General features: G+C 66.7%; 29 protein-coding genes and 1 tRNA gene. 8 read left to right on the top strand and 22 right to left on the bottom strand.

The genetic code is table 11. The annotated features are described in order from the left end of the window. Positions 1–41: 41 nt before the first annotated feature. From hslV to ACSQ8Y_RS26005, 3 genes are read left to right on the top strand one after another with little or no spacing between them, the layout of a single operon-like run. Complete coding sequence (gene hslV / locus ACSQ8Y_RS26015) at positions 42–590, top strand: ATP-dependent protease subunit HslV (RefSeq protein ID WP_436269296.1); 549 nt, start codon at positions 42–44, stop codon at positions 588–590. After that, positions 587–1,927: an ATP-dependent protease ATPase subunit HslU gene (hslU, locus tag ACSQ8Y_RS26010; protein WP_436269295.1), complete on the top strand. Its 1,341-nt coding sequence runs from the start codon at positions 587–589 to the stop codon at positions 1,925–1,927. Before hslV ends, hslU begins: the two co-directional genes overlap by 4 nt. A 21-nt stretch (positions 1,928–1,948) precedes the next feature. Beyond that, the gene (locus ACSQ8Y_RS26005; protein WP_436269294.1) at positions 1,949–2,140 is read left to right on the top strand and encodes a hypothetical protein; all 192 of its coding nucleotides are present in this window, start codon (positions 1,949–1,951) and stop codon (positions 2,138–2,140) included. 157 nt (positions 2,141–2,297) lie between these two features. Here the strand turns inward: ACSQ8Y_RS26005 and ACSQ8Y_RS26000 are convergent, their stop codons facing one another. The 16 genes from ACSQ8Y_RS26000 to gpmA are packed head-to-tail and all read right to left on the bottom strand — an operon-like array spanning position 2,298 to position 17,853. Then, positions 2,298–2,822, bottom strand: coding sequence for a type II secretion system protein N (locus ACSQ8Y_RS26000; RefSeq protein WP_436269293.1), 525 nt, complete (start codon positions 2,820–2,822; stop codon positions 2,298–2,300). A gap of 1 nt (position 2,823) precedes the next feature. Then, the gene (gene gspF, locus ACSQ8Y_RS25995) at positions 2,824–4,044 is read right to left on the bottom strand and encodes a type II secretion system inner membrane protein GspF (protein WP_436269292.1); all 1,221 of its coding nucleotides are present in this window, start codon (positions 4,042–4,044) and stop codon (positions 2,824–2,826) included. A 10-nt stretch (positions 4,045–4,054) separates the two neighbouring features. Further along, entirely contained in the window at positions 4,055–5,476 is a 1,422-nt protein-coding gene (gene gspE, locus ACSQ8Y_RS25990) for a type II secretion system ATPase GspE (protein ID WP_436269291.1), read from the bottom strand. Continuing rightward, on the bottom strand, positions 5,473–7,677 hold the full coding sequence (gspD, locus tag ACSQ8Y_RS25985; RefSeq protein ID WP_436269290.1) for a type II secretion system secretin GspD: 2,205 nt from the start codon (positions 7,675–7,677) through the stop codon (positions 5,473–5,475). The genes gspE and gspD overlap by 4 nt, the downstream gene beginning before the upstream one ends. Then, positions 7,677–8,459 carry a type II secretion system protein N gene (gene gspN, locus ACSQ8Y_RS25980; RefSeq protein WP_436269289.1) on the bottom strand — a complete coding sequence of 261 codons (783 nt, stop codon included), beginning with the start codon at positions 8,457–8,459 and terminating at the stop codon, positions 7,677–7,679. The genes gspD and gspN overlap by 1 nt, the downstream gene beginning before the upstream one ends. Continuing rightward, a complete protein-coding gene (gene gspM / locus ACSQ8Y_RS25975) occupies positions 8,456–8,998 on the bottom strand; it encodes a type II secretion system protein GspM (protein ID WP_436269288.1) in 543 nt (180 codons plus the stop codon). The genes gspN and gspM overlap by 4 nt, the downstream gene beginning before the upstream one ends. Next, entirely contained in the window at positions 8,995–10,233 is a 1,239-nt protein-coding gene (gene gspL, locus ACSQ8Y_RS25970; protein WP_436269287.1) for a type II secretion system protein GspL, read from the bottom strand. The genes gspM and gspL overlap by 4 nt, the downstream gene beginning before the upstream one ends. 25 nt (positions 10,234–10,258) lie before the next feature. After that, on the bottom strand, positions 10,259–11,188 hold the full coding sequence (gene gspK / locus ACSQ8Y_RS25965) for a type II secretion system minor pseudopilin GspK (protein ID WP_436269286.1): 930 nt from the start codon (positions 11,186–11,188) through the stop codon (positions 10,259–10,261). Between the two features lie 37 nt (positions 11,189–11,225). After that, positions 11,226–11,846, bottom strand: coding sequence for a PulJ/GspJ family protein (locus ACSQ8Y_RS25960; RefSeq protein WP_436269285.1), 621 nt, complete (start codon positions 11,844–11,846; stop codon positions 11,226–11,228). Then, a complete protein-coding gene (gene gspI / locus ACSQ8Y_RS25955) occupies positions 11,843–12,226 on the bottom strand; it encodes a type II secretion system minor pseudopilin GspI (RefSeq protein WP_436269284.1) in 384 nt (127 codons plus the stop codon). Before gspI ends, ACSQ8Y_RS25960 begins: the two co-directional genes overlap by 4 nt. A gap of 1 nt (position 12,227) precedes the next feature. Further along, positions 12,228–12,713, bottom strand: coding sequence for a type II secretion system minor pseudopilin GspH (gene gspH / locus ACSQ8Y_RS25950; protein WP_436269283.1), 486 nt, complete (start codon positions 12,711–12,713; stop codon positions 12,228–12,230). 9 nt (positions 12,714–12,722) lie between these two features. After that, the gene (gene gspG / locus ACSQ8Y_RS25945; RefSeq protein WP_436269282.1) at positions 12,723–13,169 is read right to left on the bottom strand and encodes a type II secretion system major pseudopilin GspG; all 447 of its coding nucleotides are present in this window, start codon (positions 13,167–13,169) and stop codon (positions 12,723–12,725) included. 43 nt (positions 13,170–13,212) lie between these two features. Beyond that, positions 13,213–14,004, bottom strand: coding sequence for a HesA/MoeB/ThiF family protein (locus ACSQ8Y_RS25940; protein WP_436269281.1), 792 nt, complete (start codon positions 14,002–14,004; stop codon positions 13,213–13,215). Positions 14,005–14,009: 5 nt separating this feature from the next. Next, positions 14,010–15,506, bottom strand: a complete 1,497-nt coding sequence (locus tag ACSQ8Y_RS25935; protein ID WP_436269280.1) for a S41 family peptidase — start codon at positions 15,504–15,506, stop codon at positions 14,010–14,012. Positions 15,507–15,543: 37 nt separating this feature from the next. Next, a complete protein-coding gene (locus ACSQ8Y_RS25930; protein WP_436269279.1) occupies positions 15,544–17,100 on the bottom strand; it encodes a murein hydrolase activator EnvC family protein in 1,557 nt (518 codons plus the stop codon). 6 nt (positions 17,101–17,106) lie between these two features. Beyond that, on the bottom strand, positions 17,107–17,853 hold the full coding sequence (gene gpmA, locus ACSQ8Y_RS25925) for a 2,3-diphosphoglycerate-dependent phosphoglycerate mutase (RefSeq protein ID WP_436269278.1): 747 nt from the start codon (positions 17,851–17,853) through the stop codon (positions 17,107–17,109). A gap of 18 nt (positions 17,854–17,871) precedes the next feature. Between gpmA and ACSQ8Y_RS25920 the strand changes: the two genes are divergently transcribed. From ACSQ8Y_RS25920 to ACSQ8Y_RS25900, 5 genes are all read left to right on the top strand, one after another. Then, positions 17,872–18,360 (top strand): rhodanese-like domain-containing protein, encoded by a 489-nt coding sequence (locus ACSQ8Y_RS25920; RefSeq protein WP_436269277.1) that lies wholly within the window; start codon positions 17,872–17,874, stop codon positions 18,358–18,360. A gap of 16 nt (positions 18,361–18,376) precedes the next feature. Further along, on the top strand, positions 18,377–18,634 hold the full coding sequence (grxC, locus tag ACSQ8Y_RS25915; protein WP_436269276.1) for a glutaredoxin 3: 258 nt from the start codon (positions 18,377–18,379) through the stop codon (positions 18,632–18,634). A gap of 133 nt (positions 18,635–18,767) precedes the next feature. Continuing rightward, the gene (secB, locus tag ACSQ8Y_RS25910) at positions 18,768–19,244 is read left to right on the top strand and encodes a protein-export chaperone SecB (protein ID WP_436269275.1); all 477 of its coding nucleotides are present in this window, start codon (positions 18,768–18,770) and stop codon (positions 19,242–19,244) included. A gap of 113 nt (positions 19,245–19,357) precedes the next feature. Next, positions 19,358–19,801 carry an SH3 domain-containing protein gene (locus ACSQ8Y_RS25905; protein ID WP_436269274.1) on the top strand — a complete coding sequence of 148 codons (444 nt, stop codon included), beginning with the start codon at positions 19,358–19,360 and terminating at the stop codon, positions 19,799–19,801. 32 nt (positions 19,802–19,833) lie between these two features. Continuing rightward, entirely contained in the window at positions 19,834–20,892 is a 1,059-nt protein-coding gene (locus ACSQ8Y_RS25900) for an NAD(P)H-dependent glycerol-3-phosphate dehydrogenase (RefSeq protein ID WP_436269273.1), read from the top strand. Here the strand turns inward: ACSQ8Y_RS25900 and ACSQ8Y_RS25895 are convergent. From ACSQ8Y_RS25895 to ACSQ8Y_RS25870, 6 genes are all read right to left on the bottom strand, one after another. After that, complete coding sequence (locus tag ACSQ8Y_RS25895) at positions 20,879–21,424, bottom strand: hypothetical protein (protein WP_436269272.1); 546 nt, start codon at positions 21,422–21,424, stop codon at positions 20,879–20,881. The genes ACSQ8Y_RS25900 and ACSQ8Y_RS25895 overlap by 14 nt on opposite strands. A 124-nt stretch (positions 21,425–21,548) precedes the next feature. Next, complete coding sequence (locus tag ACSQ8Y_RS25890; RefSeq protein ID WP_436269271.1) at positions 21,549–21,911, bottom strand: HVO_A0114 family putative DNA-binding protein; 363 nt, start codon at positions 21,909–21,911, stop codon at positions 21,549–21,551. Beyond that, complete coding sequence (locus ACSQ8Y_RS25885) at positions 21,908–22,204, bottom strand: toxin-antitoxin system TumE family protein (protein ID WP_436269270.1); 297 nt, start codon at positions 22,202–22,204, stop codon at positions 21,908–21,910. Before ACSQ8Y_RS25885 ends, ACSQ8Y_RS25890 begins: the two co-directional genes overlap by 4 nt. 133 nt (positions 22,205–22,337) lie before the next feature. Next, a tRNA-Thr gene (locus tag ACSQ8Y_RS25880) sits at positions 22,338–22,413 on the bottom strand. A gap of 19 nt (positions 22,414–22,432) precedes the next feature. After that, on the bottom strand, positions 22,433–22,942 hold the full coding sequence (locus tag ACSQ8Y_RS25875) for a ClpXP protease specificity-enhancing factor (protein ID WP_436269269.1): 510 nt from the start codon (positions 22,940–22,942) through the stop codon (positions 22,433–22,435). A 2-nt stretch (positions 22,943–22,944) separates the two neighbouring features. After that, entirely contained in the window at positions 22,945–23,556 is a 612-nt protein-coding gene (locus ACSQ8Y_RS25870) for a glutathione S-transferase N-terminal domain-containing protein (protein WP_050409980.1), read from the bottom strand. Positions 23,557–23,639 lie beyond the last annotated feature (83 nt).

Genomic DNA, 23,639 nt, shown 5'->3' with positions numbered 1-23,639 from the left:
ATGGCGCATGGAACGACAAGCGTCATTACTTAGAGGTCAACATGGAACAATTTCACGGCACCACCATCCTGTGCGTACGGCGCGGCAGCCAGGTCGCCCTGGGCGGCGACGGCCAGGTCACGCTGGGCAATATCGTCATGAAGGGCACGGCCCGCAAGGTGCGCAAGCTGTACCAGGGCAAAGTGCTGTGCGGCTTCGCCGGCGGCACCGCCGACGCCTTCACCCTGCTGGACCGCTTCGAGGCCAAGCTGGAAAAGCACCAGGGCAACCTGCTGCGCGCCTCGGTCGAGCTGGCCAAGGACTGGCGCACCGACCGCGTGCTGCGCCGCCTGGAAGCGATGCTGCTGGTGGCCGACGCCACCTCGACCCTGGTCATCACCGGCAACGGCGACGTGCTGGAGCCGGAAAAAGGCGTGGGCGCGATCGGCTCGGGCGGCACCTACGCCCAGTCGGCCGCGCTGGCGCTGCAGGAGAACACCGAATTGACGCCGGCCGAGATCGTCAAGAAGTCGCTGACCATCGCCGGCGAGCTGTGCATCTACACCAATATGTCCCACATCATCGAAACGCTGGACGGGAAGGCGGAATGAACATGACCCCACAAGAAATCGTCGGCGAACTCGACAAGCACGTGGTAGGCCAGGGCAAGGCCAAGCGCGCCGTGGCCATCGCGCTGCGCAACCGCTGGCGCCGGCAGCAGGTGGAAGAACCGCTGCGCCACGAGATCACGCCCAAAAACATCCTGATGATAGGACCCACCGGGGTCGGCAAGACCGAGATCGCGCGCCGCCTGGCCAAGCTGGCCGACGCGCCCTTCATCAAGATCGAGGCCACCAAGTTCACCGAGGTCGGCTACGTCGGGCGCGACGTCGACACCATCATCCGCGACCTGGTCGACATCGGCATCAAGCAGACCCGCTCGGCCGAGATGGCCAAGGTGCGCGCGCGCGCCGAGGACGCCGCCGAGGACCGCATCCTCGACATCCTGCTGCCGGCCCCGCGCGACTTCGGCTTCGCCAACGCCGCCGCGCCGGCCGCCGACGACAAGCCCGACAGCACGCGCCAGACCTTCCGCAAGCGGCTGCGCCAGGGCGAGATGGACGACAAGGAAATCGAGATCGAGCTGGCCGACACCGCGCCGCAGATGGAAATCATGGCGCCGCCCGGCATGGAGGAAATGACCGAGCAGATCAAGAGCATGTTCTCCGGCATCGGCGGCGGGCGCAAGAAGGCGCGCAAGGTCAAGATCAAGGAAGCCATGAAGCTGCTGCTCGACGAGGAGGCCGCCAAGCTGCTCAACGAGGACGAGATGAAGCAGAAGGCGATCCAGAACGTGGAGCAGAACGGCATCGTCTTCCTCGACGAGATCGACAAGATCGCCTCGCGCTCGGAGATGGGCGGTGCCGACGTGTCGCGCGCCGGCGTGCAGCGCGACCTGCTGCCGCTGGTCGAGGGCACGACGGTGAACACCAAGTACGGCATGATACGCACCGACCACATCCTGTTCATCGCCTCCGGCGCCTTCCACCTGGCCAAGCCGTCGGACCTGATCCCCGAGCTGCAGGGCCGCTTCCCGATCCGGGTCGAGCTCGAATCGCTGTCGATCGCCGACTTCGAGCGCATTTTGACGTCGACCGACGCCTGCCTGACCAAGCAGTACGAAGCGCTGCTGGCGACCGAGGACGTCAAGCTCGCATTCGCGCCGGACGGCATCACGCGGCTGGCCGAGATCGCGCACCAGGTCAACGAGCGCACCGAGAACATCGGCGCGCGGCGCTTGTACACGGTGATGGAAAAGCTGCTCGAAGAGATCTCGTTCAGCGCCAGCGATGCCGGCAGCCAGACCCTGGTGATCGACGCGGCCTATGTGAACGCGCGGCTGGACGCGCTGGCGGTCAACGAAGACCTGTCGCGCTACGTGCTGTAAGGATGGAGGGAGGGTAGCAAGATGGCAAACAAGGCACTGGCGACGCGGCAAAAAATGCAGTTCCGCGTCGAGCCCTCCCAAAAGCCGCGCAATCCCTACGCGGCGCTGGCCAAGAACCGCGCCGCCGGCCCGCACGCCAAGCCCGTCTCGGCCCAGCGCCAGGCGGCCAAGGCCGCCCTCAAGAAAATCGACCCCGCCAAGTCCGAAGACTAGCGAGCAGAGCCGCAATTGGGACGCCGAGTCCACAATGGCGCGTCAGGCCGGTTAACAAACGGGGCACAGCCCCCAACTCCGCAACCATGCCTTGCGCCCCCCTTCTCAACCCAACCGAGCCGCATCGGGGTCTGCCCCCGATTGCGGCTCAGGCCGCTTAGCGGACGGGCGCGCTGCTGACCGGCGGGGGCATTTGGGGCGGCATGGCTTGCTGCGGCGGCGCTGGCTGGGGCTGCTGTTGCATGGGCGGCGGCGGCACGTTGGCGGCGCTGCTCGGGACGCCGGCGTCGGACGGCAGGTCGATCCGCTTGGGGATGCCGCCTTCCAGCAGCACCACGTAGCGGTCCTGCACTTCCTGCACTTTCACGCCCCCGGCCACTTCCATTCCCACCGGGTAGGCTTTCGCCGGCTGGCCGTCGACCGCGATGATGGCCACGCTGCCGCGCCCGTTGGCGGCCGCGACCACGCCGCGCAGCTGGTAGTTGCTGGCCGCCGCCACGCCGATGTCGCCGCCGAACAGATTGCGCGCGGCCGTGATGGCCGGCTCCGGCGGGGCCTGCATGGGCACCGCCGCCAGCGGGCGCTGCTGCGGCTTGAACAGCAGCATGCCCCAATAGGCGCACGAGGCGGACAAGGCCACCACGGCTACAAAACTCAGAACGACAGGCAAACGTTGTTTCATCTCAGTGCACCAGCTGGTTAATTTCGATAATCGGCATCAGCACCGCAAGGACGATCAGCAGCACCACCACGCCCATGGCGAGGATCAGCGCCGGCTCCAGCAGGCCGGCGATGGTCAGGGTGCGCCGCTCGAGGTCCGCCTCCTGCGCGCTCGCGGCGCGGTTCAGCATGGCCGGCAGCTCGCCGGTGATTTCGCCGGCCCGTATCATGTGGATCAGCATAGGCGGGAAGTGCTTCTGCGCCGACAGCGCGCGCGCCAGGCTCACGCCTTCGCGCACGGCGTCGCTCGCTTCCTCGACCAGCTGCTGCATGGCGACGTTGGTCAAGGTGTCGCGGCTGGTCTCGAGCGCGCGCAAAATCGGCACGCCGGAACCGGTGGTGATGGCCAGGGTGCTGGCGAAGCGCGAGGTATTCAGGCTGCGTTCGAACTTGCCGTACAGCGGCGCCGTCAGCAGCCAGGTGTGCCAGCGCGTCTTGAGCACGATATTCTGCAGCGCGCGCCGCCACGCGACCCAGCCGCCGATCAGCAGCACCAGCACGATCAGGCCGTAGTTGCGCACGAAGTCGGACACGGCCAGCATGATCACCGTCAGCACCGGCAGCTTCTGCTTGGTGTTGGCGAACACGGAGACGATCTGCGGCACCACATAGGTCAGCAGGAAAATGACGATGGAGAACGCCACCACGGTGACGATGGCCGGATAGGTGAACGCCAGCTTGACCTTCTGCACCAGCGCGTTGCGGCGCTCGATGTAGTCGGCCAGGCGCGACAGCACGCGCGACAGCTGGCCGATCTGCTCGCCCGACGCGACCAGCGCGCGGTAGATTTCGGCGAAGTCGCGCGGGTGCCGCGCCAGCACATCGGACAGCGCGGCGCCGCCTATCACTTCGGAACGGATGGAGGCGATCAGGTCGCGCACATAGGGACGCTCGGCCTGCTCGAGCAGCGCCGAGAAGGCTTGCTCGAGCGGCAGGCCCGCTTCCAGCAGGCTGGCCAGCTGGCGCGTGAACAGGGCCAGCTCGGTGGTCGACAGGCGCTCGCCGAAGCCGCGCCGCGTGGCCTTGCCGCTGGCGTCGACCTGGGCCGAGATGGCGTCGACCTTGAGCGGCGTCAGGCCTTGCGCGCGCAGGTCGGAGCGCGCCGAACGCGCGCTGTCGGCGTTGACCACGCCCTTCCTGGTGGCGCCGCCTGCGTCGACGGCTTCGTAGCGGAATGCTGGCATGGCTAGACCCTCAGTCCTTCGCTACGCGCAGCAATTCTGCCAGCGTGGTGGTGCCGTCGCGCAGCCAGCGTTCGCCGTCTTCGCGCATGGTTTTCATGCCGCCGGCCTGCGCCGCCGCGCGCACTTCCGCCTCGGACGCGCGGTTGTGGATCTGGGCGCGGATCTCGTCGGTGGTGCGCAGCAGCTCGTAGATGCCGACCCGGCCCTGGTAGCCCGTGTGGCCGCAGTGCTCGCAGCCCACGGCGTGCCACTGCGCGCCGTCGAAGCTCTTGCACGAGGAGCACAGCTTGCGCACCAGGCGCTGCGCCAGCACGCCCAGCAGGGACGACGACAGCAGGAACGGTTCGATCCCCATGTCCAGCAGGCGCGTGACGGCGGCCGAGGCATCGTTGGTGTGCAGGGTGGCCAGCACCAGGTGGCCGGTCAGCGATGCCTGCACCGCGATCTGCGCCGTTTCCAGGTCGCGGATCTCGCCTATCATGATCACGTCCGGATCCTGGCGCAGGATGGCACGCAGGGCCTTGGCGAAGGTCATGTCGATGCGCGGATTGACTTGCGTCTGGCCCACGCCCTGCAGGTCGTATTCGATCGGGTCTTCCACCGTCAGAATGTTGGTGGTGGTCGAGTTCACGCGCGACAGCGCGGCGTACAAGGTGGTGGTCTTGCCGGAGCCGGTCGGGCCGGTCACCAGCACGATGCCGTGCGGTTGCGCGATCAGGGCGTCGAACTGGGGCAGCATGGCCTCGCTCATGCCCAGGTGCGCCAGGTCCAGGCGGCCGGCCTCCTTGTCCAGCAAACGCAGCACGGCGCGCTCGCCGTGGCCGGTCGGCAGCGTGGACACGCGCACGTCGACCGGCTTGCCGCCCACGCGCAGCGTGATGCGGCCGTCCTGCGGCAGGCGCTTCTCGGCGATGTCGAGCTGCGCCATGATCTTGATGCGCGAGATCAGCGAGCCGTGGATGGCTTTGCGCGGCCGCACCACGTCGCGCAGCGTGCCGTCGACGCGGAAGCGCACCACGGAAGTCTGCTCGAACGGCTCGATGTGGATGTCGGATGCCCCTTCACGCAGCGCCTGCGTCAGCAGCGCGTTGATCATGCGGATCACCGGCGCGTCGTCGGACGATTCGAGCAAGTCCTCGATCGCCGGCACGTCCTGCAGCAGCTTGGTCAGGTCCAGGTCGGCGTCGAACTCGTCGGCCACCTGCGAGGCGTCGCCGCCGGCGCCGGCGTAGGCCGCCGCGATGGCTTCCTCCAGGTCGGCCCGGCCCAGGGTAAGCAGGTTGATGCGGCCGAAGCGGCGCGACACTTCGGCGATGGCGGCCGGCGCGGTGGCGGTGGACACGTACACGTCCACTGAATGTTCGGCGTGCTCGCCCGGCTTGGCGAGCAGCGCGTAGTCGCGCGCGAAGGCGTAGGGCAGCAGGTTGCTCATTCTGGTTGCTTGCCTTCGGCCGGCGCCGGTGCGGTACCAGGAGCCGGCGCCATCGGCACCAGCGGACGCGCCAGGTGGCCGGTGCCCGGCACCGGCTGGCCCTTGTTCAGTTCAGGCAGCATGGGCTGGCCCAGGTCCTGCAGCAGCACCGAGTCCTCCGGCTTGACGGCCTGCTGGGTGGCGCGCATGTAATCGTAGCGGTCGGTGGCCAGGCTCATGCCCTGCTCGCGGTTGCGCATCACGACCGGGCGCAGGAACACCATCAGATTGGTCTTCTTGCGCTCGCGCTTCTGGTACTTGAACAGGTTGCCGATGATGGGCAGGTCGCCCAGGCCGGGCACTTTCTCCACGCCGCCGTTGGCGTCGTCCGAGATCAGGCCGCCCAGCACGATGATCTGGCCGTCGTCGGCGATCACATTGGTTTCGATGGCGCGCGTCTTCAGGATGATGCCGCTGTTGGACGTGACCGAGGTGTCGATGCTGGAGCTCTCGTTGTAGATCGCCAGCTTGATGGTGCCGCCCTCGGAAATCTGCGGCCGCACTTTCAAGGTCAGGCCGACGTCCTTGCGGTCTATGGTCTGGAACGGGCTGGCGGTGGAGCCGGCGGTGGTGGTGAACTGGCCGGTCAGGATGGGCACGTTCTGGCCGACGCGGATGGTGGCCAGTTCGTTGTCCAGCGTGACCATATTCGGCGTCGACAGGATGTTGGTGCCGCTGTCGGCCTGCAGCGTGTGCGCCACGGCGCCCAGGCCCAGCGCGCCGTTGGCCAGCTGCTTGAAGATGCCGATCGACAGGCCGTTGCCCACCGCCGGCGTGTTGGCCTTGACGCCCGCAACCAGGTTGAGCAGGTTGTTGTTGCCGCTGCTGAGGGACTGCAGGCCGCCGACGCGGTAGGTGCTGTTCTCGTTGCCGGTGGCGCCCACCCACTGCACGCCGAACTCGGAGGTCTTGTCGGCGGTCACTTCGACGATCAGCGATTCGATGTAGACCTGGGCGCGGCGCACGTCGAGCTGGTCGATCACGGCGCGCAGGTTGCGGTACACCGCTTCCGGCGCGGTGATGATCAGCGTGTTGGTCGAGGCGTCCGCCTGGATGAAGCCCGAGCCGCCGGCGGTCTGCTGATTGGCGCCGCCGCTCGCGTTCAGCAGCGGGTTGGTCGAACCCGTGGCGCCGCCCTGGCTGCCGGTCATGCCGCCGGCGGTGCTGCCCTGGTTCTGCGTCTGGCCCAGGCCCTGCTGGCCGCCGGTGCCGGACAAGCCGCCCGCGCCCTGCGTGCCGCCGCCGGCGCCGCTGTCGCCCGACATCACGGAGCGCAGCGTCTGCGCCAGCTTGGTCGCCTCGGCGTTCTTCAGGTACACCACGTGCACATTGCCCAGCTGCGTGGTCGGCTGGTCCAGCTTGGCCACCAGCGACTTGGCCAGGTTGGCGCGCGCGGCGGACGGCGCGCGCAGCACCAGCGAGTTGGTGCGCGGGTCGGCCAGCACGCTGACGCGGCCCGAGTCGGCGCCGCCGCCCACGCCCGGCTCGAGCAGCTTGTTGACGATGGAGGCCAGGTCGCTGGCGATGGCGTAGCGCACCGGGATCACGTCCACGTCGGTGGTGGCCGGCGCGTCCAGCGCGGCGATCAGCTTGCCCAGCCGTTTCAGGTTGTCCGCGTAGTCGGTGATGACCAGGGTGTTGTTGCCCGGGTTGGCGTTGATGGTGTTGTTGGGCGTGATCAAAGGCCGCAGTACGGTCACGAGGTTGGCCGACGATTCGTAATTCAGGTGGAACACCTGGGTCGCGATCTGGTCGCCCTTGAGCACCGGACCGGCGCCGATCTGGGTCGGCGTGGCCTGCAGCTTGGCTTCGGCCTCCGGCACCACCTTGGCGTAGCCGTCGCCGCTGACGATGGAGAAGCCTTGCAGGCGCAGCGCGGAGGTCAGCAGCGCGAAGGCCTGCGACTTGCTCAGCGGCCCTTCGGACACCAGCGTCAGCGTGCCTTTCACGCGCGGGTCGATCAGGAAGGTGATGTTGGTGTAGTGGCCCACCGCCTTGATCACCGACTCGATGTCGGCGCCGACGAAGTTGAGGGCGGCATCATCGCCGGGCGCCGCCCAGGCGGGCGCCTGCGCGGTAAGCGCGGCGCAGCACAGCATGGCGGCGGCGCTCAATTGGCGCAGCATCGGAACTTTGGACTTGCTCACGGACTGTTTTTTCATTATCTGAACTCTAATGCGATGATGTTCTTGCCGCCACTGTTGGGACGGCGCTGGCCCAGCAAATTCAATAGATTGCCCAGCGACTGCTCATAACCGTCGGCCGCTTCGGCCTGCCCGGAAAATTGCAGGCGGCCGCCGGGTAGCCGCAGACTGCCTTTCCCGCTCAACAGCAGCGGGCCTTTCAAGGAACTCAATTCCAGCTGCGCCTGCTGCCCGCGCCAGTCCAGCGCCAGCTGGTAGCTGCCCAGCGGCTTCAAGGGCGACAAGCGCGACGACATGTCGGCCATCTCCAGCGTGGTGCGGCCGTTCACCTCCACGCCGGGTCCGGCCAGCGCCAGTTCCAGCGTGGTCCACGACAGCCGCAAACGCCCGCTCGGCGCCAGCGTGTTCAGCGGCGCGCCCAGGCCGGCCAGTCCGTCGGCCGGCAGCAGCAGCGCCGATGGACTCAGCTGCCACTGCGTCCAGCCACCGGTAAAGCGCACCGGCTGCGCCAGCGCCTGCTCATTCGACAATTCCATGTCCACCATGCCCAGCAGCGACAGCGGCGACAGCTTCCAGGCGAAACGCCCCGGCAGCAGCGGCGTCACCGCGCCGTTGCCGCTGGCCGCGCCGCCGATGAAGGCCGAACCGCGCCACAGCGTACCCTGCGCGTCGCCCAGCGTCAAACGCCCTGCGGTCTGCTTCTCCACGGCGCCGGCCACCCAGTCCGCCGGAAAGAACGCCAGCACCGCCAAGACCACGCCCAGCAGCACCGCCGCCAACCATAGCACGGCGCGCTTCACCGCCCGCCGCCGGCCGGTCCATTGTTTGGGCCGCCAAGCTGGCGCAGCGTGAGACTGGCGTCCACCATGCCGGGCGTGGACTGGCCGGTGATGACGCTTTCCTGCACGCCGACGTTGCCGTCGCGGCGTTGCGCGTCGAGCCAGGTCACCAGCGCGGCGAAGGGCACGCCCTTCAGTTCCAGCTTGGCATATTCGCCGGTGAGGTTGAGCGCCTGCGGCTTCAGGCCGGCCGCGTTCAGGCTGGCCGTGAGCGTGTCGCGCGACATCGGCGGCGCCTGGATGGGCGGCTTGGCCGCCAGCTCGGCGGCGGTGCGGCCCAGGGCCTTCAGTTCGGCCACGTCCTGGCGCATCTGCGGCAGCGCCTTGCGCAACTGCGCGCTGCCGTCGAGCGCCGGCGCCACCAGCAGGCTATAGAACAGCGCCAGCCCGACCACGGCGCCGCCGACGGCCAGCATGCGCCGTTCCTGCTCGCTGCGTTCCTGCCAGAAGCCGGACACGCTGGCGCGCAATTGTTCAATCTTGACGCGTGCTTCGCTCATGCCTTGCCTCCGCGGATTTGCCACACGCCGGCTGCCGTTTCGGCCAGCGCCAGGCCGCGCTGCTGCAGCGCCGCTTGCAACTGCTGCAGCGTGGCCGCGTCGGCGGTGTTGGGTTTCAGTTTGACGACCAGGCTGCGCTCGCGGTATTCCATCGAGGCCACCACGTCGCGCTTGCCGGTGGCCGCCAGCGCCTCGCCGAAGGCGGCGGCGATGAAGGTGAATTCATCGGGCGCCACCTGGCCGCTGCCGGCCTGCGCGGCGGCGATGTTGCGGCGCATCTGCGCGGCCGGGTCGAGGATCACGCTTTCCCTGGGGTAGGCGGCGCGGAAGATCTGCGTCATCGATTCGCGCATCTCCTTCGCTTCGCGCCGCATGCGCAGCCATTCGATGTTCAGGCCGGCGACATTGACCAGCACGGCCAGCAGCGCCAGGCGCAGCGGCCAGCGCCAGCGCTGCCACGCGCGCGACTGCGCGCCGGTGGCGCCCAGGCCTGCTGCCAGGTCGGGCGCGGCGCTCTTGGCAGCGGAAAGCCAGTGCGCCCAGTGTTCGGTTTCCAGCGTCAAGCCGGGGACGTCCGCTGCCAAGGCCTGGTATTGCGGCAGCAACGCGGCCGGCAGGTACAAGGTCAGCGGCGCGTCGCCCGCCAGCGCGCGCAGCATCTGCAGCGCCGCTTCGGGCTGCGGCGCCACGGTCAGGCCCATGCCGTCCTGCTGGCCCTTGCGCAGCGTCAGCTCCAGGCCTGCGTCGGTGGGCGCCAGCGCGGCGGCGGCGCCGCCCGGCGGCAGCGGCAAACACAGTTGCGCCGGCAGCGCGGTGATAGCTTGCGCGCCTTGCGCGACCAGGGTTTTGAGCAGCACTTCCAGCCAGGCACGCTGCACCACGGCGACGGTGCGGGTGCTGCCGTCCTGCGTGGAGGTCAGCGGCGCGAGCGCCAGCACGCAGTCGTCCGGGTCGCCCAGGATCTGGTCTTCCACCAGTGCCGGCAGCGCGGCCTTCAGGCGCGCGTGCGACAGCGGCGGCACCGCCACGTGCAGCAGCGTCACGTCGGCGGCGGCCAGCAGCAGCACCACGCGGCGCGCGCCGGCCACCATGTCGGCCAGGTTGCCGAGCGCCGAAGCGCCCTGCTGCATCACATTGCCGCCGTCGCCCGCGAGGGCGAACTGGCAGGCCGGCGCAGTCCCCGCGCCGCCCTCGGTGGCGGCCCTGGCTGGATAGCGGATGTATAAAGTCGTCAAAGGATCTCGCTTTCGTTCATGCTGCTTAGTTTTCCCGCATCCACTGGACTGAGACGCTGCTGTTTCTTCCGCGATAGAGCAGCGATTCCGCGTCCAGCGCTGCGCGGTCCAGCCGCACATGGCTCTGAACCAGGAAATAATCGCTGTGCACAACCACGTCCACGCCGTCGCGCAAGCTCTTGCCCGGCCCCAGATAATTGGTGAACGCTGCCGGGTCGTCAAACGGACTGCGCTTGCGGTACTGCGCCAGCGTCTTCGCTTCCGACAGCGAATAATTTCCCACCAGCGCCGCCAGCACTTCCGGCGACGCCATGTTCACGTTTACCTTGGTCCCAGCCGGCAGCACGACGACGAACTCGCGCAGCTTTTCCACCGCCTGCGGCGTGAAGCCCGCCACGGCCAGCAAGTCCTCCACCCGGACCAGCTCAAGGGGTTCCCTGGATGCCTTGGTCTGGGGTTGCGGGCAAGGAGGCTGGGTACAAGCCTTGGGCGGCAGGCTGCTCAGCACTTCTTCTGCCACGGCCTGCGCCAGGGCCGGGTTCAACTGCAGATTCTGCAACAGGCTTTGGAAGACCGCCACCTGGCCCGGCACGATACCCGCCTCCTGCGCAAGGTTGGCCAGATTGTAACGCGCTTGTGCGTCGGTAACCTGGCCAGACAGGGTGGCGTCGTACTTTTCGTTGTCAACGCGCTCGCGCTCGACATAATCGTCGAGCCGGGTTTCGGCCAGCGGCGTGGCCCAGATCCCGGTTTCAACAGTGGTCTTCGGGTTCGACAGTCCGTCCTGCTCCAGCACCAGGCGCACCAGATCGAGGCCGCCGCGCAGTATCCACTTGGTCTGCAGGTGCAGGCGCTGGTTCTCCATCGAGCGCACCTGCACCTGCTGCTGCCAGAACAGGCTGGCCACGATGGTGACCGCCAGTGTGGTCAGCAGCAGCGCCGTGATGACGGCCACGCCCTGCTGGCGCGGCGGCAGGCTAAAGCGTCGGGCGCTAATTTTTTTCTCCCAGCATGAAGACCTTGACCAAGGGCCCGGTCTGGCCGCGCATCTGCAGCGTCAGCTCCAGCCCGAGCCGGTCCTGCACATCCTGCGTGCCTTGTGCCTCGGCGGGAATGGGCTGCCAGCCGCCGTCGCGCCAGATGCGCGCGGCCATGGTGTCGACGGCGCTTTGCAGCACCACGCCGGGGATATCGTCGGTATTGTTCAGGGCCGCCTGCCACAGGATGTCCAGCCGCAGCAGGTCACGCGTGGGCAGCGATTCGCGGCGCGTCAGCACGCCGTCGACAATGCGGTAGGTGACCACTTGCAGGCGGGTGGGCTCGCCCTCTTCCAGCACCGTACGCACCAGCGCGAAGCGGCCGGTGTCGGCCGACATATTCTCGCGCGATCGCAACTGCTTGCGCAGGGCCAGGTGGTCCAGGTCGCTTTGCAGCTGGGCGAAGGCGAGCTGGATGCCGCGCGTCTGCTCCATCTGCTCGGTCAGCGCCTGGCGCGAACGGACGATGCCGTCCAGGCCGCGCCAACCCAGCACGGCTACGATGGCCAGCACGGCCACCGCCACCAGCAATTCGATCAGCGTGAAGCCGCGCCTGCGTGAGGAAGCCTGCATCATTTCGCCTGCAGCTTCAGTTGCACCAGCTTGACGATGAGGCGCTCCGGCTGCTTCTCGTCGAACACGCTGACCTCGACCCGCCGGAAGCGCGGATTGGGGCTGGCGATCACTTCTTCCTGGCACATCAGCTTGATGTCGCCCTGCGGGCACTCGAAGGTATTCTTGCCGATATCGGGAAACTGGCCGGCCAGCGTGAGCTGCACCAGGCGGTTCTCGGCCGACCAGGTGGCCATCATGGCGGTGCGCAGGCCGTTGGCGTTCTGCGTCAGGCTGCCGACCGCGCGCATCGACGCGCCCAGCGCGGTGCCGACGATGACCAGCGCCACCAGCACTTCGAGCAGGGTGAATCCACGGGCACGGCCACGGTGTATGCGCGTCATCTCAGTCCACCGTGAAATGGCCGATGCCGTCGGCGCGGATGGCCGCACTGACGTCGCCGCTGGCCAGGGTCAGCACAAAGGGTTTGTCGACCGGCTCGCGGCCGAAGACGATGCGCAGCGTGTCGCCCGGCAGCGTGGACGCGGGGTCCAGCAGCAGCGTGACGGGGCTGTTCTTGAAGGGACGCTCGCGCAGCAGGTCGTCCTGTGTGACCGGCTCCCACACGCGCTGTTCGCTGCGCACCAGGAAGCGGTAGCTGTCCGGCCCGGCTTCAAAGGCCACCAGGCGGTTGCGCACGATGGCTTCGTCGCGCGCCAGCTGCAGCAGCAGGGCCACGCGCTGCGCTTCCTGCTGCATGCTCTGGCGCCGGCTGGGCGCCGCATTCAGCGACACCAGTCCGAGCGTGACGCCGGCGATGACGAGCACCACCAGCAGCTCGATCAGCGTAAAGCCGCGCTGCGGTGGGGAAAAGCGCGCGGCAGCGGCCATGGTGATGGCTTAGTTGTCCCAGGAGCCGATGTCGGCGTCGTCGCCTGCGCCGCCGGGCTGGCCGTCGGCGCCCAGCGAGAACACGTCAACCTCGCCCTTCACGCCGGGCGACAGGAACTGGTAGGGATTGCCCCACGGGTCTTTCGGCATTTTTTCCAGGTAGCCGCCGGTCTTCCAGCCATTCGCGGCCGGGCCGGTGGTGGGCTTGGTCAGCAGGGCCTGCAGGCCCTGCTCCGTGGTCGGATAGCGCTGGTTGTCCAGCTTGTACAGCTTCAGGGCCTGCATCACCGTGGCGATGTCGACCTTGGCGGCCGCCACTTTGGATTCGCCGGTGCGGCTCAACAGCTTGGGTACAACCAATGCCGCCAGCACGCCCATGATGACCACCACCACCATGATCTCGATCAGGGTGAAACCGCGCGCGCGGCGCTTGGCGGGGAGTGTTACGTTTTGCATAGACTATGACACTTTCCAGGTTAGAGTGCGGGAAGTATAAGGCTTAATCGCGCTGGCGGGCGGAATCGGGGGCAGGCGCCGCGCACACCGGGCAGGCGTCGTTGCGGGCGATACGGATGCTGGTCCATTCCATGCGCAAGCCGTCCAGCAGCAGCAGGCGGCCGGACAGCGGCTCGCCCACGCCCATCAGCAGTTTGAGCGCCTCGGCCGCCTGCGTGGCGCCGACCACGCCCACCAGCGGCGCGAACACGCCCATGGTGGAGCAGGCCACGTCTTCGAAGGGCTGGTCTTGCGGGAACAAACAGGAGTAGCACGGCAGGTCCGCGCTGCGGTGCGCGCCGCCGCGCGTGTCGAACACGCTGACCTGGCCGTCGAAACGGATCACCGCGCCGGACACCAGCGGCACCTCGTGCGCGACGCAAGCGCGGTTGACGGCGTGGCGGGTGGCGAAGTTGTCGGTGCAGTCGAGCACCACGTCGGCCTGGCTGACCAGTTCGGCCAGGCGGGCGTCGTCTGCGCGCTCGACCAGCGCCACGATCTCTATCGTGGGATTGATGGCGGCCAGCGTGTCGCGCGCCGATTCGGCCTTGGGCAGGCCGACGCGCGCCATGTTGTGGGCGATCTGGCGCTGCAGGTTGGTCAGGTCGACGGTGTCGTTGTCGACCAGGGTGAGCTTGCCGACGCCGGCCGAGGCCAGGTACATGGCGGCCGGCGAGCCGAGGCCGCCCGCCCCTATCACCAGCGCGCGCGCAGCCAGCAGTTTCTGCTGGCCCTCGATGCCGATTTCGTCAAGCAGGATATGGCGCGAATAGCGCAGCAGCTGGCTGTCGTCCATTGCGCCTATTTCTTCGCCGGCAGCATGGACGGGACCTTGCCGCCCGACTTGCTGTCGAAGGCCTTGTCGTCGGAGCTCTTCGCGGCCTCCAGGTCCTTCACCGTTTCGGTTTTCGACAGCCGCACCGGCAGGCCCTTGAAATGGTTCAGCGCCTGCGCCAGCTGGAAGTCGTCCTTGCCGCCGAATTCGACCGGCTTGCGGGTCTTGGCCAGCGCCACCAGGCGCTGCTCTTCCTCCAGCTCGTCGTGCACGGGCAGGGGCGCGGACGGCAGCTCGGCCTCGTCCTTGTTGTTCAGGTGCTTGACCAGGTCGGCCTCGCGCAGGCGCAGGCCGTTCAAGCCGTCGCCGTCGGCGGTTTCATCGACCAGCATGTCCGGCACGATGCCGCGCGCCTGGATCGAGCGGCCGTGCGGCGTGTAGTAGCGCGCGGTGGTCAGCTTGACGGCGGTGTCGGCGGTGAGCTGGCGCAGCGTCTGCACCGAGCCCTTGCCGAAGGTCTGCGAGCCCATGACGATGGCGCGCTTGTAGTCCTGCAGCGCGCCGGCCACGATCTCGGAAGCCGAGGCGGAGCCGGAATTGACCAGCACCACCATCGGCACGGTCTTCAGCGCGGCCGGCAGCTTGGCCAGCGGATCGCTGCTGGCGCGGCCGGAATAGAATTCGGGACGGGCGTAGAAAGTCTGCTTGGAGTCGGCCAGCTGGCCGTTGGTGGAGACCACCACCGCGTCCTTGGGCAGGAAGGCGGCCGAGACGCCGATGGCGCCCGGCACCACGCCGCCCGGGTCGTTGCGCAGGTCCAGCACCAGGCCCTTGATGCCGGGGTTCTGCGCGTACAGCGCGCCCAGCTTGCGGGCCAGGTCGTCCACGGTCGGCTCCTGGAACTGCGCCACGCGCAGCCAGGCGTAGCCCGGCTCGATCATCTTCGCCTTCACGCTCTGCACGCGGATTTCCTCACGCACGATGGGCACCACGATGGGCTTGTCCTCGCCCTTGCGCGACAGGGTCAGCACGATTTTCGAGTGCGGATCGCCGCGCATCTTCTTGATGGCGTCGTCCAGCGACAGGCCGCGTATCGGCGTGTTGTCCAGGCGGGTGATCAGGTCGCCTGCCTTGATGCCGGCCTTGAAGGCGGGCGAATCCTCGATCGGCGAGACCACTTTGACGTAGCCGTCCTCCATGCCCACTTCGATGCCGATGCCGACGAATTTGCCCTGCATCGCTTCGCGCATCTCCTTGAAGGCCTTCTTGTCGAGGTAGACCGAATGCGGGTCCAGCGAGGCCACCATGCCGGAGATGGCTTCGGTGACGAGCTTCTTGTCGTCCACGTTCTCGACGTAATCGGTCTTGATCAGGCCGAACACGTCGGACAGCTGGCGCAACTCCTCCAGCGGCAGCGGCAAGCCCGGCGCTTTCTGTGCGACGGCGGAAAACTGCAGGGAGACGGCCACGCCGGCCACCATGCCCAAACCGATCAGGCTGAAATTCTTGAACTTGTTACCCATGATTCTTCCGCTGTTACAGCATGATTAAAACTTGAGGCTAGAATTTAACCCAGGTGGCCGGATCGAATTCCTTGCCCTTGTACCTGAGCTCAAAGTATAAACCCGATTCCTCGTTACCGCCGGTGTTTCCGGCCGCTGCGATGACGTCGCCGCCCTTCACCACCTCGCCCGCGCGCCGCAGCAGCGACTGGTTGTTGGCGTAGATGCTGAGGTATTGGCCGCCGTGGTCGACGATGATCAGGTTGCCGAAGCCGCGCATCCAGCTCGCGTGCACCACCCTCCCGCCCGCCACCGCGTGCACGTCCGCGCCTTCGGCGGCGCGGATGAACACGCCTTTCCAGCTCGGGCCGTCGCCGCGCTTGCTGCCGAACCGGGCCGCGATCTTGCCCGCCACCGGCGCGCGCAGCTGGCCCTTGAGCGCGGCGAACGCGCCCTCGGGCATCGCCGGGGCCAGCGCCACGTCGGCCTTGCGGGCCGGCGGCTCTTCCTTCGCGCCCTGCTGCGCCGCCACCTTGTTCTCGTCGACGTCGATCGGATCCAGCCTGGCCGGCTCGGCCGGCTGCACGGCGGCCGGCGGCAGGGGCAGCGGCGCCGGCTTCGGCTTGCCCTGCGCCTTGGCCAGGCGTTCGCGCTCGGCCTGTTCGGCATGCGCCTTGGCCAGCGCCTCGGCGCGCAGCCTGGCTTGCTCACGCTGCTTCGCCTGCGCCAGCGCCCTGGCCTCGGCGTCCGCCTTGGCCTTGGCCGCCTTGGCGGCAGCCACTTTTTCCAGCCGCAGCTTCTCGGCGGCGGCCGCTTTCGCCTGTTCTTCGATCAGCTTGCCCAGGCGGTCCACCAGCCCGGCCATGCGCTGCTCGTCCTGCGCCACCTTGCCGGCCTCCTTGCGCTGCGCGGCCAGGCGCTGCGACAGGCCGGCCAGCGCGGCGGCGCGCTTGGCTTTTTCCTGCTCCAGCACCGACTTCTGCTGGCGCTCCTCCTGCGCGATCTCGTCGAGCTCGTCGCGCGCGTTCTGCGCCTCGGCCTGGTTCGCTTCCACCGCGCGCAGATTGGCGCGCAGCGCTTCCAGCAATTTCGCCTGCGCCTGCGACACATAGGCCATCAGTTGCAGGTCGCGGTTGATGCGGTTCGGGTTATCCCCGGACAGCAACAGTTTGATGCGATCTTCATTGCCCGCCACGTATTGCTCGCGCAGCAGCTTGGCCAGCTGCTGCTTCTGCTGCTCCACCGTGGCCTGCAGGCGCGCGTGCTGCTCGCCCAGCTCTTTGAGCCGGACGTTGGTTTGCGCCTGCTCCTCGGCCAGCTCGCGCAGGCTGCGGTTGGCCGTCGAGATCGCCTCCTCGGACTCGGCCAGCGTGTCGGCCGCGTCCTCGCGCGCGCTCTCGGTCTTGCCGATGTCGCGCTTGAGCTCGTTGAGCTTTTGCTGCAGGCCGGCGCGCTCGGCCTCGGCTTGCAGCTTCTGCTTGCTGCGTTCGGTGGGCTTGGCGGGGGCGGCGAGCGCCGCGCCGGCCGGCCCCAGCAAGCACAGGGCCAGCAAGGGGGCCAGCAGCGGCGACAACAGCAGCGCCCCGCCGCGGCGGGGTAAGGAAGACCGGGACATCGAGACTTACTTGGCCTTGCCTTGGGCGGCCACGGCAGCCTGGGCGGCGGCGATGGCGGCCGGGTCGCCCAGGTAGTAGTGGCGGATCGGCTTCAGGTCGGCGTCCAGTTCATACACCAGCGGCTGGCCGTTGGGGATGTTGAGGCTGACGATCTCGCTGTCGCTGATGCCGTCGAGCATCTTGATCAGCGCGCGCAGGCTGTTGCCGTGGGCCGAGATGATGATTTTCTTGCCGGCGCGGATGGCCGGGGCGATTTCCTCGTCCCAGGCCGGCATCACGCGCGCCACGGTGTCCTTCAGGCATTCGGTCAGCGGGATGGCCGACTTCGGCAGGCCGGCGTAGCGCGGGTCGGCGAAGGAGGTGCGCTCGTCGTTCTCGGCCAGCGCCGGCGGCGGCGTGTCGTAGCTGCGGCGCCATACCAGCACCTGCTCGTCGCCGTACTTGGCGGCGGTCTCGCCCTTGTCCAGGCCCTGCAGCGCGCCGTAGTGGCGCTCGTTCAGGCGCCAGTCGTGCTTGATCGGCAGATACATCATGTCCATCTCGTCGAGCGACAGCCACAGCGTGCGGATGGCGCGCTTGAGCACCGAGGTGTAAGCCAGGTCGAAGGTGTAGCCTTCCTGTTTCAGGACCTGGCCGGCGGCCTTGGCTTCCGCCACGCCCTTTTCAGTCAGGTCGACATCGGTCCAGCCGGTGAAGCGGTTTTCGAGGTTCCAGGTGGACTCGCCATGGCGCATGAAGACAATTTTATACATAAGGACCATCTATAAAGTGTGAAAAAATCCGCGGGAGGCAGCGATTCAGCCCCGGTTCAGCTTCTATTTTATAATGCGCGCATAACCTTAAACCATTGGAACACTGTGAAATTCCTTATTGATCAAATTTTTCTTATTGGCATCGTCGCACTTTCGGGCGGCGCCCTGCTCTGGCCGGTGCTCACGCAGCGCGGTAAAAAAGTCACGCCGGCCGAGGCCGTGCAGTTGATAAACCGGGGCAAGACCACCATCTTGGACGTGCGCGACGCCAAGGAACACGCGTCCGGCCGCCTGCCGGACGCCAAGCAGATCCCGGCCGCCGAGCTGGCGCAACGCGTCGGCGAGCTGGACAAATTCAAGAACCGCACCATCGTGGTGGTCTGCCAGACGGGCGGACGCGCTTTCGGCGCGGCGAAGGTCCTGGAAAAGGCTGGATTCGAGAACGTGGTCGTGCTCGAGGGCGGCCAGGCCGCCTGGCAGACAGCCGGCCTGCCGATAGCCAAATAACTTTTAGGAAGACATCATGACAGCCCATGTAACCGTCTACAGCACCGCAGTGTGCCCTTATTGCATCCGCGCCGAGCGCCTGCTGGAAGCGAAGGGCGTGACCATCGAGAAAATCCGCGTCGATCTCGACCCCGAGCAGCGCATGCTGATGATGCAGAAAACCGGCCGCCGCACCGTGCCGCAGATCTATGTCGGCGACACCCATGTCGGCGGTTTCGACGACTTGTACGCGCTCGACCAGGCCGGCGGCCTGGACCCCTTGTTAAAAGGCTGACCGTCCCCAAATTCGTTTTGATACAATTGCTGCGCATTTGCGCGGGCGCCGCCTTGTCATAAGGCAACGCGGCGCGCGGAGACCCACATGCGGGCGGCTTTGCCGCTCTTTTCCCATAATATGAAAGCGCACCATGTCTGACGAAAATCTGCAACCAGTCTTCCAAATCCAACGCGTCTACCTGAAAGACATGTCGCTGGAACAGCCGAACTCCCCAGCCATCTTCCTGGAACAGGAAGCGCCAGCGATCGAAGTCGCGCTGGACGTGTCGGCCGAGCCGCTGGCTGAAGGCATCTTCGAATCGACCGTCACCATTACCGTGACCGCCAAGATCAAAGATAAAGTCGCTTTCCTGGTTGAAGGCAAGCAAGCCGGTATCTTCGAAGCGCGCAACATTCCTGCCGACCAGCTCGATCCGCTGCTGGGCATCGGTTGCCCGAACATCGTCTACCCTTACCTGCGCGCCAACATCGCCGACATGATCACCCGCGCCGGCTTCCCACCAGTGCACTTGGCTGAAATCAACTTCGAAGTGTTCTACCAGCAGCGCCTGGCAGCACTGGCCGAGCAGCAAGCCGCCGCCGCCCCAGCCGAAGGTGCGACGCACTAATTGCGTTGGCAGTAAGATGCAACACCCGGCAGCCGCCCAGCGCGCTGCCAATCTCAAAGGCCGGCAGCGGCCTTTGAGTTTTTCCACCCCCGAATTCTGTACAGAGGCCCGGTATGACACACTTCCGATTGATCGCAGGCGCGGCGCTGCTGCTGGCAATGTCCGCCAGCCAGGCGCTCGACTTCAAATCGGTGGGCGCGGCCCCGGCCATCCTGTACGACGCGCCCTCGACCAAGGGCGGCAAATTGTTTGTCGCCCCGCGCGGCATGCCGCTCGAAGTGGTGCTCAGCTACGGCGACTGGGTCAAGGTGCGCGACGCCAGCGGCGACCTGGCCTGGACCGAGGCCAAGGGCCTGAGCCCGAAACGCACACTGGTGGTACGCGCCGCCAACACCAAGGTGCGCGCCTCGGCCGACGACGCCGCCGCGCTGGTGTTTACGGCCGACAAGGGCGTGCTGCTGGAACTGGCGGAGGCGGCCGGCAACGGCTGGATCAAGGTACGCCACCGCGACGGCTTGACCGGCTACGTGAAAAGCAGCGACATTTGGGGTATTTGACGGGCACCTCAGCTCCACTACCTAAGGCGGCCATGCAAGACAAGACTACTCCCGCCGGCGCGCGCCGGATCAGCGTGCTCGGCGCGGGCGCCTGGGGCACCGCCGTGGCCATGGCGCTGGCGGCCCGCCACGACGTGCTGTTGTGGGGGCGCAACACTGCCGCCATGCAAGAAATGGCGGCAGCGCGCGACAACCTGCACTATCTGCCGGGCCACCCCTTCCCGCCCGGTTTGCGCATCGCGACCGATTTCGACGCCACCGTGGCCCACGCCGCGACCAACGCGGCCGGCCAGGACGGCCTGCTGATCGCGGCCTGCCCGGTGGCCGGCCTGCGCCCGCTGCTGGAACAGTTGAAGCATTACACCATCCCCAACATTGTGTGGCTGTGCAAAGGCTTCGAGTACGGCACCGGCCTGCTGCCGCACCAGATCATGCAGCAGGTGCTGGGCGACAGCGTCGCCAGCGGCGCCCTGTCGGGGCCCTCGTTCGCGCAGGAAGTGGCGCGCGGCCTGCCGTGCGCGCTGACCATCGCCTCCCACTCCGCCGCGCTGCGCGACTGCGTGGTCTCGGTTATGCATGGCGGCAACGTGCGGGTCTATTCCAGCGCCGACCTGGTCGGCGTGGAAGTGGGCGGTGCGGTCAAGAACGTGCTGGCCATCGCCACCGGCGTGGCCGACGGCCTGGGCTTGGGCCTGAACGCGCGCGCCGCGCTGATCACGCGCGGCCTGGCCGAAATCACCCGCCTCGGCACGGCGCTGGGCGGTCACGTGGAAACCTTCATGGGCCTGACCGGCATGGGTGACCTGATCCTCACCTGTACCGGCGACCTGTCGCGCAACCGGCGCGTCGGCCTCGCCCTGGCGCAGGGCAAGGCGCTGACCACCATCGTCGCCGAACTGGGCCATGTAGCCGAGGGCGTCCCTTGCGCGAAAGCGGTGCGCGAACTGGCCGCCCGGCTGGGCGTGGACATGCCGATCACCAACGCGGTGGCCGGCGTGCTGTTCGACGGCGACCAGCCGCAGGCTTTGGTGGCGCAATTGCTGGCGCGCGATCCGCGCGGCGAGGCCAGCTTGCCGATCAAACCGACTTGACGGCCAGCCAGGCCAGCGCGAACACGGCCGCGGCGATGGCCAGCAGCAGCCACTGCCACCACGGGCGGCGCAGCAGCCAGGGCCGGAAATAAGCTTTGCGAATGGGCTTGTGCTGCTCGATCTGGGTGCAGATGCTGTTCCAGCCCTGGATGGACACGCGCGACTGGCCCAGCGCGGCGCGCTGCCTGCTCAGGCGCGTGGCGTGGCTGTGCAGGTTGACGCTGTCCGGCGTGGTGGTCAGGATGATCAATTCTTCGACCGGATGCGGGAAGGTGTCGATTTCGCGCACCGCCGCGTCCACATTGGCCAGGCTGAGCGACTTGCCGAAACTGCGGCTGCGCCCCTTGCACTGCAACACCAGCGCCTGGCCGTTGTCCAGCATGGCCCAGGCGTCCGCGCCGTCCTGGCGGTGGTCCTGGTCGCCCCAGCGCTGGAACTTCACGCCGCGCACCTCGGACAGCAGCGCCCTGCACAAGCGCTCGAACTCGTCCCAGTCGCCGGATTTCGGATAGTCGGGTGCGGAGCGGGCCATGCTGTTCCTCGTCTGTCGAAAATTGTCAATATTGCATCAAAATACAGTATCCGGCGAAGAAGTTCAAGCCCCTGAATGCAAAAAGCCCAGCCATGCAGGCTGGGCTTTTGCATTCAAGGGCATATCAGGCTGGCAAGGCCTCCAGCCTGAGCCTTTGCGCGGGCAAGCGGACCCGTTCGCCAGGAAAACCACGGGATTCGAACGTGAGCAAACCCGCATTGGCAAGTTCGTCCACGTCGCGCCGGACGGCGCTGCGGCTACGGGCCAAGCGTTCCGAAAGGTCCGCGATCGATCCAGGCTCGCGCTCGATGCTGCCCAGGAGCGCTAGCCGAAAGGGAGTCAACAGTCCGCCAAGCTCAGCGGGATCGCAAAAGCTGACGACGCTTTCCTCCGGCAGCGTGCGCCGCTGATCGGCCATGCGCGCGAACACGCGCCCGCGCGCGAAAAATTCAACCTCATCACTGGTTTTGACGATTAGTGTGTTCATTTGCACTCCTGCAAGGCGGTCCAGTCGCGTTGGAAACGCTCCTCCACATCTTCAAAAGACACGAAATCAATGGGTTCGACTACGCCAAAATAATGCCGATGATGACTGTCATGAGCATTGTCATAGCCAACCACGCGGCCATTATCACGCTGAAACAAGCAGTGGTTGATGTACGCTAGATTGTAGCGCGTAACCCCGCCGCTGTCGTTTACCCAGACCTCGCGGCGCAGAATGCCCCCGCCGCGCTTGTCGGAAATTCGGTAGGTGTCATCGACGATTTTTTTACCGGACATGGCTGAAGATACCATCCCCGGCGAACGCCCGAGGCTGCCCGTAGCTGCGGCTTGAGGGATATCAAAGGCGTTCCGATCAACTCAAGCACAAAAGCAAAAAGCCCAGCCATGGAGGCTGGGCTTTTTTCGTATCTGGTGCCGACTGCCGGTTTCGAACTGGCCACCTGATGATTACAAATCAACTGCTCTACCAAATGAGCTAAGTCGGCGTTGCGCGAAGATTATACGCTATTTGATACGCGTGAGGGTGGGACGTCCGCCGCCTTTTTTGGGCGGTTCGCCGCCGTCGTCGGGGCCGTCCTGGTCCGCTGTTTCCAGCGGCCTGGCCGGCGGCGCCGGCGTCGGCACCGGGGCCAGCGTGGGCACGCTGGACACCGGCGAGGCCGGCGCCGATGGCGCGGCGTCCTGCCCGCCGTCGTAGCCGCCCAGTTGCGGTTCGAACGCCATGCCCTGGCCGTTTTCGTTGGCGTAGATGGCCATCACGTTGTTGACCGGCACGTAGATCTCGCGCGACACGCCGCCGAAGCGGGCGTGGAAGCGGATGCTGTCATTGTCCATCTTCAGCCCGGAGGTGGCGCCGAAGCTGATGTTGAGCACGATCTCGCCCTTCTTGACGTATTCCATCGGCACCGTGGTGGAGGCGTCGACCTTGACCGCAAGGTAGGGCGTGTAGCCGCTGTCGGTGCACCATTCGTAAATGGCGCGCAGCATGTAGGGCTTGGTGGAAATCTCGGACATGATCAACGGCGCATGACTTTCTCGGAAGGCGTCAGCGCTTCGATGTAGGCCGGGCGCGAGAAGATGCGCTCGGCGTATTTCATCAGCGGCGCGGCGGTCTTCGACAGCTCGATGCCGTAATGGTCCAGGCGCCACAGCAGCGGCGCAACGGCCACGTCCAGCATGGAGAACTCGTCGCCCAGCATGTATTTGTTCTTCAGGAACAGCGGGGCCAGCGTGGTCAGGCGGTCGCGGATTTCGGCGCGGGCCTTGTCGTGGCTCTTGTCGTTGGCCTTGGCGCGTTCGCTTTCCAGCGTGTGCACGTGGACGAACAGCTCTTTTTCGAAGTTGAACAGCATCAGGCGGGCACGCGCGCGCATCAGCGGATCGGCCGGCATCAGCTGCGGGTGCGGGAAGCGCTCGTCGATGTACTCGTTGATGATGTTCGATTCGTACAGGATCAGTTCGCGCTCGACCAGGATGGGCACCTGGCCGTACGGGTTCATGGTCGAAATGTCTTCCGGCTTGTTGAACAGGTCGACGTCGCGCACTTCGAAGTCCATGCCTTTTTCAAACAGGACCAGGCGGCAGCGTTGGGAAAATGGGCAAGTCGTGCCCGAATAGAGAACCATCATTTTTGTAGTTCCTTAGAAACAAAATGGGATGCAGCCGCGAACGGCTCACCCCAGGACGCGCCCGCCACGCGGGCGGCGCAAAA

Origin of the sequence: Pseudoduganella sp. LjRoot289 (assembly GCF_964252925.1) — a bacterium.
GTDB lineage: Bacteria > Pseudomonadota > Gammaproteobacteria > Burkholderiales > Burkholderiaceae_D > Rugamonas.
This window is presented reverse-complemented; position numbering and strand designations above follow the sequence as displayed.

Coding starts and splice junctions, on each gene's coding strand:
- ACSQ8Y_RS25930 (WP_436269279.1), bottom strand. CDS start 17,100: ATGTCCCGGTCTTCCTTACCCCGCCGCGGCGGGGCGCTGCTGTTGTCG.
- ACSQ8Y_RS26005 (WP_436269294.1), top strand. CDS start 1,949: ATGGCAAACAAGGCACTGGCGACGCGGCAAAAAATGCAGTTCCGCGTC.
- ACSQ8Y_RS25870 (WP_050409980.1), bottom strand. CDS start 23,556: ATGATGGTTCTCTATTCGGGCACGACTTGCCCATTTTCCCAACGCTGC.
- gspD (WP_436269290.1), bottom strand. CDS start 7,677: ATGAAAAAACAGTCCGTGAGCAAGTCCAAAGTTCCGATGCTGCGCCAA.
- ACSQ8Y_RS25875 (WP_436269269.1), bottom strand. CDS start 22,942: ATGTCCGAGATTTCCACCAAGCCCTACATGCTGCGCGCCATTTACGAA.
- ACSQ8Y_RS25895 (WP_436269272.1), bottom strand. CDS start 21,424: ATGGCCCGCTCCGCACCCGACTATCCGAAATCCGGCGACTGGGACGAG.
- gspG (WP_436269282.1), bottom strand. CDS start 13,169: ATGCAAAACGTAACACTCCCCGCCAAGCGCCGCGCGCGCGGTTTCACC.
- gspF (WP_436269292.1), bottom strand. CDS start 4,044: ATGCCAGCATTCCGCTACGAAGCCGTCGACGCAGGCGGCGCCACCAGG.
- gspE (WP_436269291.1), bottom strand. CDS start 5,476: ATGAGCAACCTGCTGCCCTACGCCTTCGCGCGCGACTACGCGCTGCTC.
- ACSQ8Y_RS25940 (WP_436269281.1), bottom strand. CDS start 14,004: ATGGACGACAGCCAGCTGCTGCGCTATTCGCGCCATATCCTGCTTGAC.
- gspM (WP_436269288.1), bottom strand. CDS start 8,998: ATGAGCGAAGCACGCGTCAAGATTGAACAATTGCGCGCCAGCGTGTCC.
- grxC (WP_436269276.1), top strand. CDS start 18,377: ATGACAGCCCATGTAACCGTCTACAGCACCGCAGTGTGCCCTTATTGC.
- ACSQ8Y_RS25900 (WP_436269273.1), top strand. CDS start 19,834: ATGCAAGACAAGACTACTCCCGCCGGCGCGCGCCGGATCAGCGTGCTC.
- ACSQ8Y_RS25935 (WP_436269280.1), bottom strand. CDS start 15,506: ATGGGTAACAAGTTCAAGAATTTCAGCCTGATCGGTTTGGGCATGGTG.
- ACSQ8Y_RS26000 (WP_436269293.1), bottom strand. CDS start 2,822: ATGAAACAACGTTTGCCTGTCGTTCTGAGTTTTGTAGCCGTGGTGGCC.
- ACSQ8Y_RS25885 (WP_436269270.1), bottom strand. CDS start 22,204: ATGTCCGGTAAAAAAATCGTCGATGACACCTACCGAATTTCCGACAAG.
- hslV (WP_436269296.1), top strand. CDS start 42: ATGGAACAATTTCACGGCACCACCATCCTGTGCGTACGGCGCGGCAGC.
- gspH (WP_436269283.1), bottom strand. CDS start 12,713: ATGGCCGCTGCCGCGCGCTTTTCCCCACCGCAGCGCGGCTTTACGCTG.
- gpmA (WP_436269278.1), bottom strand. CDS start 17,853: ATGTATAAAATTGTCTTCATGCGCCATGGCGAGTCCACCTGGAACCTC.
- hslU (WP_436269295.1), top strand. CDS start 587: ATGAACATGACCCCACAAGAAATCGTCGGCGAACTCGACAAGCACGTG.
- ACSQ8Y_RS25890 (WP_436269271.1), bottom strand. CDS start 21,911: ATGAACACACTAATCGTCAAAACCAGTGATGAGGTTGAATTTTTCGCG.
- ACSQ8Y_RS25905 (WP_436269274.1), top strand. CDS start 19,358: ATGACACACTTCCGATTGATCGCAGGCGCGGCGCTGCTGCTGGCAATG.
- secB (WP_436269275.1), top strand. CDS start 18,768: ATGTCTGACGAAAATCTGCAACCAGTCTTCCAAATCCAACGCGTCTAC.
- ACSQ8Y_RS25960 (WP_436269285.1), bottom strand. CDS start 11,846: ATGATGCAGGCTTCCTCACGCAGGCGCGGCTTCACGCTGATCGAATTG.
- gspI (WP_436269284.1), bottom strand. CDS start 12,226: ATGACGCGCATACACCGTGGCCGTGCCCGTGGATTCACCCTGCTCGAA.